This window comes from Streptomyces sp. NPDC017991 (assembly GCF_044328075.1).
GTDB lineage: Bacteria > Actinomycetota > Actinomycetes > Streptomycetales > Streptomycetaceae > Streptomyces.
Map to the genome: position 1 here is coordinate 1 of NZ_JBIRGP010000001.1, position 14,826 is coordinate 14,826.

Here is a 14,826-nt window from a genome sequence, read left to right on the forward strand (position 1 = left end):
ATCGGCGCGGCTGCCGCGGCCGCGCTGCGCGCCGCCGGACACCGCGTCGTGCTCCTCGGCCGCACCGCCGAAACGCTCGCCCACACCGCCGCCGCCCTGGGTGACGACGTCGACCACCTCGTGTGTGACCTGACGGACTCCGGCTCCGCGGCCGACGCCGTCGCCGAGGTCCAGCGGCGGCACGGCACACTCGACATCCTTGTCGTCTCCTCGGGCGGTCCGGCGCCGGGAAGGGTTCTCGACATCGCCGAGCCGCAGTGGAAGCACGATGTCGACCTGCTGCTCCTGGCGCCTCTGGCGCTGATGCGAGCCGCCCTGCCCGCGATGGCCCGGCGTGGCTTCGGGCGCGTCGTGGTGCTCACCTCGACGGCGGTGCGCCAGCCCCAGCCGCAGCTCGCCTCCTCCAGCGTGCTGCGTCCGGCGGTCACGGCCGCGGTCAACCTGGCTTCCCGGGAGTACGCGCACCAGGGCGTCACCGTCAACTGTGTCGCTCCCGGCGCCACCCTCACCTCCCGCCGCCTGGAGGTGCTGCAGAGCCGTGCCGACGCGGCCGGCCTCGACCTGACCACCGTCATGCAGCAGGACCAGGCCGACATCCCTGCCCAACGGGCCGCGCACCCCGCCGAGATCGGCGCGGCGGTCGCGTTCCTGGCCTCCGCGGAAGCCGGTTATGTCAACGGGACGGTCCTCACCGTGGACGGCGGCCGTACCGAGGTCCCCGGATAGGTTCCCCGCATGAGCCCAGACTTGGCACCACGAGAGGACGACACCCGATGAGCACTTCAGGCCCCGGTTTCGTGTTGGGTGACTTCCTGGCCGCCCTCACTCCTGTAGTACGCCCTGGCGGTGCGCGACCGCTGGTGGTGCACGACGAGGACCTGGAGACCATTCCGCCCGGGACCGTGCCCAACCCCACGGAGCTGCGGGTCGCGGGCAGGCTGCCCACCTCCACCTTCGAGCTCTTCCGCCAGGTCATCCCGCCCAACGAGAGCTCGGACATGCAACGGCACTACCACGAGACCGTGCACTTCGTGATCGCAGGCGAAGGACACAGCGAGATCGAGCGAGCCGACAGTTCGGCGGGGAGCCACCGCGACTCCGCGCACGGGGGAACGGACGCGGAACCCGACTCCATCACCTGGCGCTCCGGCTCCTTCATCTACACCCCTCCGTGGGCGTGGCACCGCCACTTCAACGATTCCGCCGAGCACCCCGTCGAGTTCCTCACGATCGAGAACTCCCGGCTGCTCGCCCTGTTCGGCCTGGCCCGCAGGGAGAGCGCGGGACTCGTCACTCTCGCCGAGGCCCGTGCCCACTTCGAGTAGCGGCGCCGACCGCGCATCCACCGATCCGACCCCCGTGAGGAGCCCTGAACGCCATGGAAGGCATCGACACCGCAGGCCGGACAGAGCCTCCGGCGACCGCACCTGTCGCCGGATCCGCCGTCCCCGAGCACATCAGCGTGTGGGCTGAACTGGCTGCCCTGGACCACACTGTGCGACACGTCGACGTCCGGCTGTCCGGCCGGTCGGTGCGCACCCGCGTCCTCCAGGCGGGCGCCGGACCCGAGTTGGTGCTGCTGCACGGCACCGGGGGCCACCTGGAGGCATACGCCCGTGACATCGCGGGGTTGGCCCAGGACTTCCACGTCACCGCCTATGACATGGTGGGCCACGGCTGGTCGGACCTGCCGGACCTGCCGTACACCATCGACGTGCTCACCGAGCATCTGGTCTCTCTCCTGGACGTCCTCGAAATCGACCGGGCTCACCTGTCCGGGGAGTCGCTGGGCGGATGGGTGGCCGCGTGGTGCGCTGCACACCATCCCGAGCGGGTAGCACGGCTGGTGCTGAACACTCCCGGGAACATCGCCAACAAACCCGAAGTGATGGCCCGGTTGCGGGACAGCACCTTGGCGGCCGTACGCGATCCGAGCGACTCCACGGTCCGTCGCAGGGTGGAGTTCCTCTTCCACCACAAGGAGATGGTCACCGACGAGCTGGTCAATCTGCGCCGACAGATCTACTCACGGCCCGGGTACATCGACGCCGTCAGCAACACCCTGGTCCTCCAGGATCCTGAGGTGCGGCGCCGGTTCGCCTGGGATCCCGCGTGGGTGTCCCGGGTGACCGCGCCCACGCTGCTGCTGTGGACCAGCCATGACCCGACCGGGGGCCTGGACGAGGCGCACATGCTTCTGGACTGGCTGCCCGATGCCCACCTGCACGTCATCGACGACGCGGGCCACTGGCCGCAGTGGGAGAAGCCGGAGCAATTCCTTGCCGCCCACCGCGACTGGCTCCGTCCCGGAAGCCCGGAAAGCCCGGAAAGCCCTGCCAGCCCTGCCAGCCTGGGAAGGAAGCACTCCTGATGGCCGAGGTCATCGGCTTCGTGGGGATGTCCCACAGCCCGTTCGCAAGTCTGCTGCCCCCGGATCGCGCCGATGGCCCCGGTGCGCGGTTCCTCGCCGACGCGGAGCGGGTGCGCGTCGCGGTCGACCGACTCGCACCCGACGCCGTCGTTGTCATCGGACCGGATCACTTTCACGCCAACTTCTACGACGTGATGCCACCGTTCATGCTGGGTGTCGAGGAAGTCACCGGTTTCGGGGACTACGGCAGTACCGCGGGGCGGCTCCCCGTCGCGGGCAACCTCGCCTGGTCCGCACACACGAGCCTCACCGGGGCCGGCTTCGATCTGTCCCTGTCGTACTCCCTCACCGTCGACCACGGCATTGTGCAGACCTACGAGATGATCACAGGTGCCGTCGCCGTGCCGCTGGTGCCGCTGGTCGTCAACACCGCCGCTCCTCCCCTGCCGTCGCTGGACCGTTGTGTGGCCCTGGGCCACGCCTTGGGGGCGGCGCTGCGAGACGCGGAATATCCCGGCAGGGTGCTGGTCGCGGCCAGCGGTGGGTTGTCCCATTGGCTGCCCACGAACGACCCCCGCGACGTGGGAGTGGTGGGCGAGCGCCGTACGGCTCTGATCCATGGCCGGACCGATGTCCGGGCCTTCGCCGTGGCTCGCGAGCCACGCGTACGCGCCATGGGAGGAAATCCGGACGCACGGGTCAACGAGACCTGGGACGCCTGGTTTCTCGACCGCCTCTCCGCAGCCGACGCGCAGTCCGTCGCCGCGCTGGACGACGACGGACTGGAGGAAAACGCGGGCAGAGGAGGGCACGAAGTGCGGTGCTGGCTGATCGGGCAGGTGGCGGTGGGACAGCCACTGCAGTGGACCAGCTACGAGCCGGTGCCGGAGTGGATCACAGGTATGGGAATCGGTACGACATTCCCCGTGGACTGATCCCGGTTCCCAGTGGCTTCCTCCCCGCCGACGTTCGGCGCGCCCTCACGCTCAACCACATCGACGGCACCACGTATGCGCGGAATCCGAAAATGATCTCAGGGTATGGAGGCACGAAATGAAGAAGCACCCCGTCATGGCCATGGCCATGACCGCAGGAATCCTGGCCGGAACGGTTGCTCTCGCACAGCCGGCTGTCGCATCGACGTCCGACTGCTCCGGATACGAGCACGTCCAGACCCGCCCGGCGGCAGCCGGCGAAACGTCACTGCCCTGGCGATACCTCATATCCCTGCAGACAGGCACGATCGACGTCTGCCTCGACGGTCCGGACGGCACCGACTACGGCCTGAAGCTGGTACGACTCGTCCCGGGCGGCCAGGAAACCGTCGCTACCGCGCCGAGCGGTGGGTCCGACAAGACGCTCTCCTACGTGGGACCGGTCAGCGGTTATCAGGTGCAGGTCACCGCCGACAACGCCGGTACGTACACCGCGGGTGTCAACCTCCCGTAGAAAACGATCCAACAGCGTCACCGATCGCAGCGGGACCTGTAGGGGGTTGGCAGTCGTGGTCGTGACTGCCAACCCCCGCCTCATGGCTGGGTGTCAGCTGGTGGGACGGTCCGCTGCCAGGTCCAGGGCGATGTCGGTGATCATGTCCTCCTGCCCCCCGACCATGCCGCGTCGGCCAACCTCCACGAGGACGGCCCGCGTGTCGACGCCGTAGCGGCGGGCCGCCGCCTCGGCGTGGCGCAGAAAGCTGGAGTACACGCCGGCGTATCCGAGGGTGAGGGTCTCGCGGTCGACGCGGACCTCGCGGTCCTGGAGAGGGCGTACGACGTCGTCGGCGGCGTCCATGAGCGGGAACAGGTCGCAGCCGTGGTCCCACCCCATCAGGTCGGCGACCGCGACGAACGCCTCCAGGGGGCAGTTGCCCGCTCCGGCACCCTGGCCCGCGAGGGAGGCGTCGACACGGGTGACGCCGTTCTCGACGGCGACGACCGAGTTGGCCACGCCCAGGCCGAGATTGTGGTGGGCGTGGATGCCGATGCCGGTGGCCGGGTCGAGGATCTCACGGTAGGCGCGGACGCGGTCACGGACGCCGTCCATGGTGAGCCGGCCCCCGGAGTCGGTGACGTACACCGCGTGGGCGCCGTAGGACTCCATCAGCTTGGCCTGCCGGGCGAGTTCGGCGGGCTCGCCCATGTGGGACATCATCAGGAACCCGGCCACGTCCATGCCCATCTCGCGGGCCGCGGCGATGTGCTGGGCGGAGATGTCGGCCTCGGTGCAGTGCGTGGCGACGCGCACCGAGCGGATGCCGAGGGAGTGGGCCTGCTTCAGGTCGTGCAGGGTGCCGATGCCGGGCAGCAGCAGTGTGGTGGGAATCGCCTGCGTGACGGCGCCCACGACAGCTTCGATCCACTCCCAGTCGGTGTGGGCGCCGACGCCGTAGGTGATGCTGGAGCCGGACAGGCCGTCGCCGTGGGCGATCTCGATCGCGGCCACCCCGGCGGCATCGAGCGCGCCGGCGATGGTGCGGGCCTGCTCGACGGTGTACCGGTGGCGGACGGCGTGCATGCCGTCCCGCAGGGTCACGTCCTGGACGTAGAGGGGGGTCATCGGGATGCCACCTCCGTGGCGCGGTGTGCGGCCATGCGCTCGGCGGTGCGCAGGGCGGCCGAGGTCATGATGTCGAGGTTGCCGGCGTAGGCGGGCAGGTAGTGGGCGGCGCCCTCCACTTCGAGGAAGACGGACACCTTGACGGCGCCGGCCCCGCCGGGGGCCAGGGCGCGCAGCGGGTCGTCGGGTGCGACCCGCTCGAACTGCACCTTCTGCTTGAGGCGGTAGCCGGGCACGTAGGTCTGCACACGGGCGACCATCGCCTCCACGGAGGTGGTCACGGCCGCGTCGTCGCAGTCGCCGACCAGACAGTGCACGGTGTCCCGCATGATCAGCGGGGGTTCGGCGGGGTTGAGGACGATGATCGCCTTGCCGCGGGCCGCGCCGCCGACCTTCTCGATGGCGGAGGAGGTGGTCTCGGTGAACTCGTCGATGTTCGCGCGGGTGCCAGGACCGGCCGAGCGGGACGAGATGGAGGCGACGATCTCGCCGTAGTGGACGGGGGTCACGGCGGTGACAGCGGCCACGACCGGGATGGTGGCCTGTCCGCCGCAGGTGACCATGTTGACGTTGCGCGCGTCCAGGTGGGCGTCCCCGTTGACCGGCGGGACGACGTAGGGGCCGAGCGCGGCCGGGGTGAGGTCGACGACCGTGCGGCCGAGGGCGCGCAGCACCTCGTCGTGGCGGCGGTGGGCGCCGGCGGAGGTGGCGTCGAAGACCATCGACACGTCCGTGAACTCGTCCAGCTCCACCAGGCCGTCGACGCCCCCGTGGGTGGTTGCGACCTTCAGGCGGCGGGCGCGAGCCAGACCGTCCGAGTCCGGGTCGATGCCCGCCATCGCGGTGATCTCCAGTGACTCCGAGAGCCGCAGTACCTTGATCATCAGGTCGGTGCCGATGTTGCCCGATCCGATGACGGCTACCTTCGTGGTCATGAGTCCGGTCCTTCCGCGGCGACGGGCGCGAACACTGTGCTCACCGTGCCGAGTCCTTCGATCCGAGCGGTGAACGCGTCGCCCTCGGCGGCGACCGCCATGGGACCGAGCGCACCGGTCAGGACGATGTCACCGGCGCGCAGCGGGTCACCCATTCCGGCGAGGGTGGACGCCAGCCAGAGGGCCGCGGTGAGCGGGCTGCCCAGGCAGTCGGCGCCGGTGCCCCGCGAGACGGTCTCGCCGTTCTTGGTCAGGGTCATGGCCACGGCGCGCAGGTCGACGCGGTCCAGGGGGACGGGGGTGCCGCCGAGGACGTACAGACCGCAGGAGGCGTTGTCGGCGACGGTGTCCACGATGGTGATGTCCCAGTCGGCGATACGGCTGTCGACGATCTCCAGCGCGGGCAGCGCGAAGGCCGTGGCCCGCAGCAGGTCCGCGACGGTCGGGTCCCGGTGCGGCAGGTCCGTGCCCAGCACCAGGGCGACCTCGGCCTCCACCTTCGGTTGGAGCAGCCGGCCGGGTGCGATCGGCTGCCCTTCCGGTACCGCCATGTCGGCGAAGAGCGCCCCGAAGTCCGGCTGGTCGACTCCGAGCTGCCGCTGGACGGCGGGCGAGGTCAGGCCGATCTTGCGGCCGACCAGGCGTCGGCCCTCGGCGACAGCACGGTCGACGTACAGCCGCTGCACCGCGTAGGCGGCCTCGACGTCCTGATCGCGAAGGAGTGCGCGTACCGGCGGACACGGCACTCCCGTGCGAGCGGCCTCGGCGAGGACGGCCGCCACCTTCGTCGCCGCGTCAGCGGACTCATGGACGCTCATGCGGGCCTGCCGGGCGCGGTGGGGCGGCGGTGCGGATCGGACATGCGGGGTACCTCCGGGACGGGGAGACGCGTCGGTGTCAGGCGGCAACGGCAGGCGCGCCGGTACAGGACAGGTATAGGAGTACGGGCGGAGACCCGGCAAAATGTGTTCCATGACGCGGAACAGCACCCAAGGGAACATGCTCGACAAGGCCGGGATGATCCTGGATTGCTACCGACCCGACGGCGGGGCGTTCCGTCTGACAGAAATCACCGCCCGTACGGGACTGGCCAAGGCGACCGCGTTCCGGCTGTGCGCCGACCTGGTGCGCCTGGGGCTGCTCGACCGCGACGCGGACACCTACCGGCTCGGTGGCAAGCTCTTCGAGCTGGGATCGCTGGTGCCGCGCCGGCACGACCTGCGGGAGACGGCGCTGCCCTTTCTCCAGGACCTCTTCGAGGCCACGCACGAGACAGTGCACCTCGGGGTGCGGGAGGGCCGGGATGTGGTCTACGTGGAGCGGATCCACGGTCATCAGGCGCTGGCGCTGCCCTCCCGGATCGGTGGCCGACTGCCGCTGACGTGCACGGGTGTCGGAAAGGCGCTGCTGGCGTTCTCCGGATCCGGTCTGACCGAGGAAGTCCTGGGCGAACCACTGCCTCGGCTGACCCCTCACTCGGTCACGGACCCGGCACGGCTGCGCACCGCGATCGAGCAGATCCAGGTGTCCGGGCTCGCCTATGAGGAGCAGGAGGCGGCCCTCGGGGTCAGCTGCATCGCCTCACCGGTGTTCGACGGGCCGACGGCGGTGGCCGCGCTGTCCGTCGCCGTGCCGCTGGCTCGCTTCCGCCCGGCCCAGCTGGCACCTGCCGTACGGACGGCGGCCCTCGGCCTGTCCCGGGTACTGCGCTCCGGCGGGACCGGGCGAGAGGGCTCCGGGTTCTCTGCCCGCCGCGAATCAAACGGCCCATGAGGCGGACCGATAGGTGATCGCCCTCGCCCGCCATATGGCCCATGCTGTGAGGAGAAGGACGGGGCCGGCGGGGCGGAGAATCGCGATGCGCAGGGCGCCGGTGGGGGCTTGGCGGGCCAGGTCCTTCGAGGGTGAGGTGTCCCGCGGGGCGGACGGAGGGCCGGGGAGCGCTTCGAGAAGGCGCTGAACGTCACACTCGACTCGGTGGTGTTCCGCTCTTCCGGCCAGGACCTGACGACCACCGGCACGTACATCGAGATGTTCTCCCGCGTGACCGAGCCCGACCTGTTGGGACTCGCGGTCCATAACCGCGTCAAGCGCTCACCGACACAGTTCCCGTTGTCGCTCCGAGAGATCGGCTGGCGATCAGTCCGGCCCCACCCAATACAAAAGGATCTCAAGTCCGACACCATCTACGCTTACCCGCCCGGGCTGTAGGGAGGTCGCCAGATGAAAAGGACCTCTCAGGCACCGCGAGTTCCGCTCTCCGAGCAGCGGATGCCGACCGGAGTCAGAAACCGGCAGGCAGCTTGAAGGCGTCGCCTGTGAATGCGGACGTGTCGAGCCAGAGGTACTGGAACGAGCGGCTGGTGAAGACCCAGCCGTCCTCCGAGCGCCTCAGACGGTCCGCGGTCACACAGTGGTTCCTGTAATACGTCTCGCCCGGTCCGCGCGCGGCCTCGTGGCAGATGATGCTGGTGGTCGCCTCGTCACCGGAGATCTCGATGGGTCCCTGCACCGCGAACTGCACGAAGAAGTCCCGCCCCTCCCGCAGTTTCTGGTACGTGGAGACGATGTCGTCCACACCGACGGCATGCACCCTCTCCCCGATCGTCCACTCCGCGTCCGTGGCCCAGGTCGCGCGGAAACGGTCGATGTCACCTCGGGTGGCAGCGTCGGCGAAACGAGCGACGGTGTCGCGGACCGCTGCCTCGTCCAGCAGACGGGACAGTGCGTTCTCAGCGTTGGTCATTGTATTCTCCCTGCACGGTGAATTGCTGGTCCGGCCGGGAGTTTCGACCGATCCCGGATCCGGTAAACGTCATGTCCCTTATGGTGGCGCGGCCGGGAGATGCGAACCAGAGACGCTTCGACGGTAGGAAGAGCTGTACCACCCTCGCATCACACGGGCGGCCCAGAATGCAGGAAGAATGGCCATCATGACGACGACACCCGACATCGGCCTGGGCGCGATGATCCGCACGTGGCGCGGCCGGCTTCCTCCGTCGGCCGCCGGACTGCCAGTGGCCTCGGGACGCCGCGCCACCGGGCTGCGGCGCGAGGAACTGGCCGACCTCGCCGGGATGTCGGTCGACTACGTCGTGCGCCTGGAGCAGGGAAGGGCCACCACCCCCTCGGCGCCGGTGGTGGCATCGCTGGCACGCGCCCTGCAACTGTCCACGGCCGAACGCGACCACCTGTACCGGCTGGCGCGCCTCGCCCTTCCGGCGGGCGGCACGATCTCCGACCACCTCACGCCCGGCGTGCAACGGGTACTCGCCCGGCTCGGGGACGTCGCGGTCGCCGTCTTCGCGGCGGACTGGCAGCTGGTGTGGTGGAACCGCGGATGGGCCGGCCTCGTGGGCGACCCATCCACCTCACCGGCGCGTCTGCGCAACTTCGCCCGCGACAGGTTCCCCCTGGATGACGGACCCACCCACCTCGCACTGTGGCCCGTGACCGAAGCGGACTGGGGGGCCACCGACGCCGCCGTCGTCTCCGACCTGCGCCGCGCCACCGGCCGCTACCCCCAGGACAAACGCCTTGCCACGCTGATCCGTGAGCTGAGCGCCAACACGAGGTTCGCCGAGCTGTGGGCGGCCGGAGGCGTAGCCGCACACCGCGAGGACCAGAAGACGGTCGATCATCCCGCAGTGGGACCTGTCACGGTGGACTGCGACATCCTGACCGACGGCGACTTCGACCTCAAGATCGTGATCATGACCGCCGTACCCGGCAGCGAGGACGAGACCAGGCTCCGGCTCACCGCCATCGCCGGCCAGCCCACCACCACACCCAGCTGATCCGCGCCCATCTGTGCTCGCACAAGTGAGCAGTTCTGAGAGATCACAGCTTTCGGCGAACCGTACCCGGTATTTCATGGGCGAACGGCGCGGCCGTCCAGGGTGAGGTCGAGCAGGCGTTCTTCTTGCTGTCGGTGTTCGGTGCCTGCCGAGGTCAGGGCGATGCCTTCGAGGGCGGCGCCGATGTCGGTGGGCCGGACGTCACTACGGATCGTCCCGGCGGTCGCGCACGCGTCCATGCGGCGACTTCCAGTCTCACGCCCCGCAAAGAAGACCGAACCCCGGGCAGAGACTGCCCAGACCCTTGACGAAGAACATGGGGCCCCCTCGCGAGGACGGGACGGTCCCGGCGGCCACGGCATCACCCTGAACGCCCTCACTGCCTGGGTCCCCGTCGAGGCCGGCGGGCTGAAGCGCTTGGTCGACCGGCTGGCTGCAGCGGACCGGCTCGCCGATGCCCAGCTCGCCGAGACCCACCTCATCGGTCGGCTGACCGACCGCGTCCTCCCCCTCAGCTGCCCCTGCCGGCTTCGGCCACGCGCCCGTCCGAGTGTGATCCCTTCCCCCGTGCCCGGAGACGGCGCCGGAGACGGCGATGGACGACCAGATCGAGTGCGCGGACATACGACGGCCCTGCATGTCCCGTCCTAGCAACGCGCGGGCATTCACCGTCTCCGTCCCGCGCTGTGACCTGATGCCGAAGGAGCATTCATGACCACAACCTCGCGGACCAGGGGGCGCGGTAGGCTGACCGCGACCTGTGTCGCGGCCGGCGCCGCCTTGGCCGTCCTGTGCTCGGCGGGCACCGCCCATGCCGGTTTCTACGTCTCGCTGCAGACGCACAGCAACGTCCGCTCGGCTCCTCACACCAAGAGTGGCACCGTCGTCAACACCGGTTCGGTCAAGGACCGGTTCTACCTGGACGGCGTCTGCTATTCACGCGGCCAGTACATCAAGTCCGGCGGCTACGGCACCGACGTCTGGTATCGAGGCAGCGTCCACGACAGCGTGGATCTCACCACGGGTCCGTACAACGACGTGTGGGTGTGGGGCGGCAACGTCGCCATCGGCCGCGACCCCTCCGACTCGGTGCGCCCCTGCTGACCGGGAGACGCCGCCGGCTCGACACCGGCGGGGTGCCCTCGCGCGTTCGGCTCGCTCCGACTGCCTCAGTTCCGTCATCGAAGGAGTTCACCATGCCCCAGCACCGCTTCCGTCTTTCCATGGCCGTGGTGGCCGCCGCGGCCGCCGCCCTGTCCGGGGCCGCCGCCGTGCCGGCCCAGGCCGGGAACACCGTTCGGCCGTCCACGTCATCCGCGTCGCCCACGTCATCCATGTCGCTGCCGTCGTCAGAGCGCGTGGCGTCGAGCGGCAGGATCCTCCAGCCGCACAGCAACGTCCGCTCCGGGCCCGCCAGGTCGTACCGGATCGTGGCGAGCACGGGCTCCGAATGGGGCAGCGGCGTGGCCAAGTGCTACACCCGCGGCGAGTACGTCTCGTCCGGGGGCTACGGCACCAACGAGTGGTACCTGCTGAACGTCGACTTCGGCGGCGTCCAGTACTACGGGGTCTGGGCCTGGGCCGGAAGCGTCGTGGCCGGCGGCCTTCCCCACTGCTGAACCCCAGTCACCATGGCTGTGCCCCGGGCCCTTTGACGAGGGTCCGGGGCACAGTCATGGTGACTGGGTCAGCGGCACTCGGGGACGCCCGGCAGCCAGGCGTCCTTGTGGTCGATGTAGATGTTGGACAGATAGCCGCCGAGAGCCGGTACATGGGCCCAGGCGTCGTTGCGGTGGCCCTCGGCCGCCACCATGTCGCCGCGCTTTTGGCAGTCGACGTGGACCGGGGTCGGCCCGGACAGCGTGGTGACGACGCGGGAGTTCAGCCGTACGTCCTCGCGGACCCGGATGCCGGAGCCCCAGGTGGTGAAGTTCGTGCCCGGGGTCCCGCCACCGCCCGGCGTGCAGGGCAGGCGCACTCCGCGCGCGCCGAGGTAGTCGATCGGGTTCGTGCCCCGCGTGCTGGATGTCGAGGTGTGTGCCTCGAAGTGCAGGTGCGGTCCTGTGGACTGGCCCTCGGAGCCCATCCGGGCGATCAGCCGGCCGCTGTCGACCCGCTGGTTGACCGAGACCAGCCGCTCGTACATGTGGCCGTACTCGGTGACGGTTCCGTCGTCGTGGCGGATACGGATCCACTGGCCGTATCCGTTCGCGGGGCCGGAGACGATGACGGTGCCGGGGCCGGCTGCGTGGATGGGCGTGCCCCGGGTGTTGGCGATGTCCACACCGTCGTGGCCGGAGTGGTAGCCCTGGGTGACCCGCCCGGCGGCGGGACACGAACCGCTGTAGGCGACGGCCGCCGGGACGGATCCGGGTGCGGCGACGGCGTGGGCCGCAGGCAGCGGGACCAGCGCGACGGCCGACGCGACGGCGGCCAGCGCGACCGCGATGCGGACGGCGCGCCTTGGACGCCGGGCCGCCGGTACGGCGGCCTTGACGGACTCGGCGGCCTTGGCGGACTCGGCAGCGGGCGTGGACCGGAGCCGGGGGCGGGACGAGGATGTCGACATGGAGGTGGTGTCCTTCGTACGGGCACACGAACTGGTAGACGTGCGCGGGTGGTTGGCCGGGAGCCGAGGGTGGGGTCAGAAGTCGCAGACCGGGACGTCCAGCCAGGCCTTCGGGTCGTCGATGAAGATGTTGGAGATCCAGGCGCCGTACGCCGGCAGGTACGACCAGGCGTCGTTGCGGTGACCCTCGGCCTCGACCGGCTCGGCATGCTTTTGGCACTGCACGTCGACGGACGTGGGCCCGTTCAACCGGGCCTTGGTCTCGGACCGGGTGCTGGGCTGGGCTCGCAGATTGACGCCTGTGCCCCAGGTGACGTACCGCTTGGTTCCCGGGGCCGGCCCTCCCCCGCCGCCGGTGATGCGGATGGCGCCCGCGTACTGCGCGTTGAGGCGGACGGTGCTGACCATTACGCGTGTACCGGACTCGCGGGCCTCGACCATCTTGCCGCCGCCCAGATAGACGGCGATGTGGTGCACGGTGCCCAGGTTGCCGGGGTCCCGCGCCCACAGGACCAGGTCGCCGGGCTGGAGCGGTGCGGTGCCCTGCCCGCGGTCGAAACGGGCGGTGGCGCCCTGCCACTGCGCCTGGTTCCAGGAGCCCTCGGGCAGCCGGATGCCCGCGCCCTGCCAGGCCGCGTACTGCACCAGATGGGAGCAGTCGAAGCCCTTCACCTGGCTGTCGTGCGATCCGGGACCACCATGCGGGTAGTCCTTCCCGTAGGTGGGGCCGTGGATGGAGCCGCCGGCCCAGGAATACGGGACTCCCAGCTGGCTGCACGCGGCGTTGACGACTGCCTGGGCCTGTGCTGAGGCCTCGGCGAGCGGCCGGCAGTCGGCCGCTGCGGCCGGGCGCTGTGGCGCTGCCGGTGTAGCGGTGGCGGTGGCAGTGGCAGTGGCAGTGGTCGTGCCGAGCATCGCGGCGAGCAGGATGCCTCCTGCGGCGGTCATCGTCCGGTTCATGCGGCGCATGTGTCGTTCCCCGGTTTCCTTTGCTCTCGGTGTGCGGGTGCGTGCTGTGCGGGTGTCTGGTGCGTGGGTGAGTGGTGTGTCGGTGGATCGGTGCCGTGCTGCGCCGCCGGGTCCTGGGCGGGCCGGTCTTCGCCTCCGCGGGCCTGTGTGGACGAGACGGCGGGCGGGAGCGGTCCGTATGCGTGGAGTGCGGCACGGATCTTGGCCAGTGCCCGCTGCCGGTTGCGCTGGACGGTGCCGCGGTGCGTGCCGAGTCGTTCCCCGGCGCTGTCGTGGCTGAGCCCTTCGAGATCGACGAGGATGACGGCCGCCGCCTCCTTCTCGGACAGGCCGCGCAGCAGGTCGACGGTTGCGGACTCCGCCTCGCGGAGGGCTAGGCCTCCGTCCCAGCCCCGGTCGGGCAGCCGTCCGCTGCACACTTCGCGGCGGGATGTCTGCTGCCAGGCGTCGCGCAGCAGATTGAGGGCGGCTGCGCAGGTGTAGGCGTAGGCATGCCGTTGACGGGCGAGCCGGCGGGCGTGGGCTCGCCGGGCGAGCCGCAGGTAGGTCTCCTGGAGGAGGTCGTCGGCGTCGTGCGGGTCACCGGTCAGAGCGAGCAGCCGGCGCCGCAGTCGCGGCATGGCGGCGGTGAACGCCGTGTCGAACTCCTGGGGCGTCATCCAGTCGCTGCGGGCCGGTGTCCCGGTGCCCGTGCCGGCCGGGTGGTCGGCACGGGTGCTGATGTCGGTGCCTGTGCTGTTCATGGGGTTCCCCGTCCGCGCAGGTGTCCAGGTTCCGTGGGTAGGTCAAACCAGGTCGGTGGGCCCGTAGCGGGCGGCCGGCCGACCGGTGACGAGGGCCCAGTAGCGGTCGCCGTAGGACCAGTGCCACCACTCGGTCGGGTAGTTGACGAACCCCGCTGCGGTGAGGACTCGCTCCATCAGTTCCCTGTGCGCACGGGCCTCGGTGCCGATGCCCGGCATGGCCGTGCGGCAGGCGCCCGCGCTCTCCTCGGGGGTGGCGTTGACTTCGGTGCCGAGCGGCAGTTCGGTGCCGTCGTCGGTGCACAGGGTCAGGTCCACCGCTCCTCCGCTGACGTGCGGCGCCACGTCCGGCGGCGCGATGTACGCGCTGGTGACCTCGCGAACCCGCGCCTGCGAAGCGCCCGGGTGTGCGGTCCGCATGACGGCCTCGTACTCCTCGTAGTAACGGCGTTGCAGTCCGGGGGGCCGAAAGCCCTCCACCACCAGGAAGCGGACTCCGTCGGGCAGTCGGCGTTGCGCTTCGACCAGGCGCTCCAGCGCCCCCGTGCGCAGATGGGCGTAGGAGCCGTCGCCGTCGGCCTGCCGGGCATCCATCCGCAGTCTGCCGTCCGTCCGCAGGTCGGCCAGGGGCTCATCGCACTCCTCGACGGGAGTACGGGCCACCCTGGGATCCGAGAGCAGGATGATGTCTGTCATGCCGTCAACGGTGTCCGGGGGGCCTGCAGAAATGATGCACATCCTCTGCAGAGTCCTTTGCAGGCGTATACAGGGCCCTGTGCAGGCGTCTGCAGAGCTCCGGGGGCCTTGGGGGGCGGGGGCCGGGGCCGGGCTGGCCGCGGGCGGTGGGCCGGTCGGCCGCCGCGGACCGGTCTGCCGCCGGTCT

General features: G+C 70.3%; 17 protein-coding genes and 1 pseudogene. 9 read left to right on the plus strand and 9 right to left on the minus strand.

The annotated features are described in order from the left end of the window. From ACH4DZ_RS00005 to ACH4DZ_RS00025, 5 genes are all read left to right on the plus strand, one after another. On the plus strand, positions 1–726 hold a 726-nt coding region (locus ACH4DZ_RS00005; protein ID WP_398284561.1), incomplete at its 5' end, for an SDR family oxidoreductase. Positions 727–773: 47 nt separating this feature from the next. Then, positions 774–1,325 (plus strand): cupin domain-containing protein, encoded by a 552-nt coding sequence (locus ACH4DZ_RS00010; protein ID WP_398284562.1) that lies wholly within the window; start codon positions 774–776, stop codon positions 1,323–1,325. Positions 1,326–1,378: 53 nt separating this feature from the next. Further along, the gene (locus ACH4DZ_RS00015; RefSeq protein WP_398284563.1) at positions 1,379–2,371 is read left to right on the plus strand and encodes an alpha/beta fold hydrolase; all 993 of its coding nucleotides are present in this window, start codon (positions 1,379–1,381) and stop codon (positions 2,369–2,371) included. Beyond that, a complete protein-coding gene (locus tag ACH4DZ_RS00020; protein WP_398284564.1) occupies positions 2,371–3,306 on the plus strand; it encodes a 2,3-dihydroxyphenylpropionate 1,2-dioxygenase in 936 nt (311 codons plus the stop codon). Before ACH4DZ_RS00015 ends, ACH4DZ_RS00020 begins: the two co-directional genes overlap by 1 nt. 118 nt (positions 3,307–3,424) lie before the next feature. Continuing rightward, on the plus strand, positions 3,425–3,820 hold the full coding sequence (locus ACH4DZ_RS00025; RefSeq protein WP_398284565.1) for a hypothetical protein: 396 nt from the start codon (positions 3,425–3,427) through the stop codon (positions 3,818–3,820). Between the two features lie 93 nt (positions 3,821–3,913). On the opposite strand, the gene dmpG is transcribed toward ACH4DZ_RS00025, so the two are convergent. From dmpG to mhpD, 3 genes are read right to left on the minus strand one after another with little or no spacing between them, the layout of a single operon-like run. After that, positions 3,914–4,930, minus strand: coding sequence for a 4-hydroxy-2-oxovalerate aldolase (dmpG, locus tag ACH4DZ_RS00030; protein WP_398284566.1), 1,017 nt, complete (start codon positions 4,928–4,930; stop codon positions 3,914–3,916). Further along, positions 4,927–5,865 (minus strand): acetaldehyde dehydrogenase (acetylating), encoded by a 939-nt coding sequence (locus ACH4DZ_RS00035; protein WP_398284567.1) that lies wholly within the window; start codon positions 5,863–5,865, stop codon positions 4,927–4,929. Before ACH4DZ_RS00035 ends, dmpG begins: the two co-directional genes overlap by 4 nt. Further along, positions 5,862–6,683: a 2-keto-4-pentenoate hydratase gene (mhpD, locus tag ACH4DZ_RS00040; protein WP_398284568.1), complete on the minus strand. Its 822-nt coding sequence runs from the start codon at positions 6,681–6,683 to the stop codon at positions 5,862–5,864. Before mhpD ends, ACH4DZ_RS00035 begins: the two co-directional genes overlap by 4 nt. 181 nt (positions 6,684–6,864) lie before the next feature. Between mhpD and ACH4DZ_RS00045 the strand changes: the two genes are divergently transcribed. After that, positions 6,865–7,638 (plus strand): IclR family transcriptional regulator, encoded by a 774-nt coding sequence (locus ACH4DZ_RS00045; protein WP_398285429.1) that lies wholly within the window; start codon positions 6,865–6,867, stop codon positions 7,636–7,638. 511 nt (positions 7,639–8,149) lie between these two features. On the opposite strand, the gene ACH4DZ_RS00050 is transcribed toward ACH4DZ_RS00045, so the two are convergent. Next, positions 8,150–8,611 carry a nuclear transport factor 2 family protein gene (locus tag ACH4DZ_RS00050; protein ID WP_398284569.1) on the minus strand — a complete coding sequence of 154 codons (462 nt, stop codon included), beginning with the start codon at positions 8,609–8,611 and terminating at the stop codon, positions 8,150–8,152. Between the two features lie 178 nt (positions 8,612–8,789). Between ACH4DZ_RS00050 and ACH4DZ_RS00055 the strand changes: the two genes are divergently transcribed. Then, positions 8,790–9,662, plus strand: a complete 873-nt coding sequence (locus tag ACH4DZ_RS00055; protein ID WP_398284570.1) for a helix-turn-helix transcriptional regulator — start codon at positions 8,790–8,792, stop codon at positions 9,660–9,662. A gap of 74 nt (positions 9,663–9,736) precedes the next feature. Here ACH4DZ_RS00055 and ACH4DZ_RS00060 read toward each other — a convergent pair. Continuing rightward, positions 9,737–9,901, minus strand: a pseudogene (locus ACH4DZ_RS00060) (TetR/AcrR family transcriptional regulator); the annotation flags it as partial. A gap of 472 nt (positions 9,902–10,373) precedes the next feature. On the opposite strand from ACH4DZ_RS00060, the gene ACH4DZ_RS00065 reads away from it, so the two are divergent. Together ACH4DZ_RS00065 and ACH4DZ_RS00070 are read left to right on the plus strand one after the other, a co-directional pair. Further along, a complete protein-coding gene (locus ACH4DZ_RS00065) occupies positions 10,374–10,766 on the plus strand; it encodes a hypothetical protein (RefSeq protein ID WP_398284571.1) in 393 nt (130 codons plus the stop codon). Positions 10,767–10,858: 92 nt separating this feature from the next. Beyond that, a complete protein-coding gene (locus tag ACH4DZ_RS00070) occupies positions 10,859–11,281 on the plus strand; it encodes a hypothetical protein (protein WP_398284572.1) in 423 nt (140 codons plus the stop codon). Between the two features lie 68 nt (positions 11,282–11,349). On the opposite strand, the gene ACH4DZ_RS00075 is transcribed toward ACH4DZ_RS00070, so the two are convergent. The 4 genes from ACH4DZ_RS00075 to ACH4DZ_RS00090 all read right to left on the minus strand — a co-directional run bounded on the left by ACH4DZ_RS00075 (position 11,350) and on the right by ACH4DZ_RS00090 (position 14,639). Beyond that, on the minus strand, positions 11,350–12,231 hold the full coding sequence (locus ACH4DZ_RS00075) for a M23 family metallopeptidase (protein ID WP_398284573.1): 882 nt from the start codon (positions 12,229–12,231) through the stop codon (positions 11,350–11,352). A gap of 75 nt (positions 12,232–12,306) precedes the next feature. Continuing rightward, positions 12,307–13,179, minus strand: coding sequence for an NlpC/P60 family protein (locus ACH4DZ_RS00080; RefSeq protein WP_398284574.1), 873 nt, complete (start codon positions 13,177–13,179; stop codon positions 12,307–12,309). An 8-nt stretch (positions 13,180–13,187) separates the two neighbouring features. Beyond that, positions 13,188–13,943: an RNA polymerase sigma factor gene (locus ACH4DZ_RS00085; protein ID WP_398284575.1), complete on the minus strand. Its 756-nt coding sequence runs from the start codon at positions 13,941–13,943 to the stop codon at positions 13,188–13,190. A 42-nt stretch (positions 13,944–13,985) separates the two neighbouring features. Beyond that, a complete protein-coding gene (locus tag ACH4DZ_RS00090; protein ID WP_398284576.1) occupies positions 13,986–14,639 on the minus strand; it encodes a M15 family metallopeptidase in 654 nt (217 codons plus the stop codon). Positions 14,640–14,826: the final 187 nt, after the last annotated feature.

Excerpts from the sequence above, each read along its gene's own strand:
- ACH4DZ_RS00090 (WP_398284576.1), bottom strand. The coding sequence starts at position 14,639 with ATGACAGACATCATCCTGCTCTCGGATCCCAGGGTGGCCCGTACTCCC.
- dmpG (WP_398284566.1), bottom strand. The coding sequence starts at position 4,930 with ATGACCCCCCTCTACGTCCAGGACGTGACCCTGCGGGACGGCATGCAC.
- ACH4DZ_RS00045 (WP_398285429.1), top strand. The coding sequence starts at position 6,865 with ATGCTCGACAAGGCCGGGATGATCCTGGATTGCTACCGACCCGACGGC.
- ACH4DZ_RS00010 (WP_398284562.1), top strand. The coding sequence starts at position 774 with ATGAGCACTTCAGGCCCCGGTTTCGTGTTGGGTGACTTCCTGGCCGCC.
- ACH4DZ_RS00015 (WP_398284563.1), top strand. The coding sequence starts at position 1,379 with ATGGAAGGCATCGACACCGCAGGCCGGACAGAGCCTCCGGCGACCGCA.
- ACH4DZ_RS00020 (WP_398284564.1), top strand. The coding sequence starts at position 2,371 with ATGGCCGAGGTCATCGGCTTCGTGGGGATGTCCCACAGCCCGTTCGCA.
- ACH4DZ_RS00070 (WP_398284572.1), top strand. The coding sequence starts at position 10,859 with ATGCCCCAGCACCGCTTCCGTCTTTCCATGGCCGTGGTGGCCGCCGCG.
- mhpD (WP_398284568.1), bottom strand. The coding sequence starts at position 6,683 with ATGAGCGTCCATGAGTCCGCTGACGCGGCGACGAAGGTGGCGGCCGTC.
- ACH4DZ_RS00025 (WP_398284565.1), top strand. The coding sequence starts at position 3,425 with ATGAAGAAGCACCCCGTCATGGCCATGGCCATGACCGCAGGAATCCTG.
- ACH4DZ_RS00080 (WP_398284574.1), bottom strand. The coding sequence starts at position 13,179 with ATGACCGCCGCAGGAGGCATCCTGCTCGCCGCGATGCTCGGCACGACC.
- ACH4DZ_RS00050 (WP_398284569.1), bottom strand. The coding sequence starts at position 8,611 with ATGACCAACGCTGAGAACGCACTGTCCCGTCTGCTGGACGAGGCAGCG.
- ACH4DZ_RS00085 (WP_398284575.1), bottom strand. The coding sequence starts at position 13,943 with ATGAACAGCACAGGCACCGACATCAGCACCCGTGCCGACCACCCGGCC.
- ACH4DZ_RS00055 (WP_398284570.1), top strand. The coding sequence starts at position 8,790 with ATGGCCATCATGACGACGACACCCGACATCGGCCTGGGCGCGATGATC.
- ACH4DZ_RS00075 (WP_398284573.1), bottom strand. The coding sequence starts at position 12,231 with ATGTCGACATCCTCGTCCCGCCCCCGGCTCCGGTCCACGCCCGCTGCC.
- ACH4DZ_RS00035 (WP_398284567.1), bottom strand. The coding sequence starts at position 5,865 with ATGACCACGAAGGTAGCCGTCATCGGATCGGGCAACATCGGCACCGAC.
- ACH4DZ_RS00065 (WP_398284571.1), top strand. The coding sequence starts at position 10,374 with ATGACCACAACCTCGCGGACCAGGGGGCGCGGTAGGCTGACCGCGACC.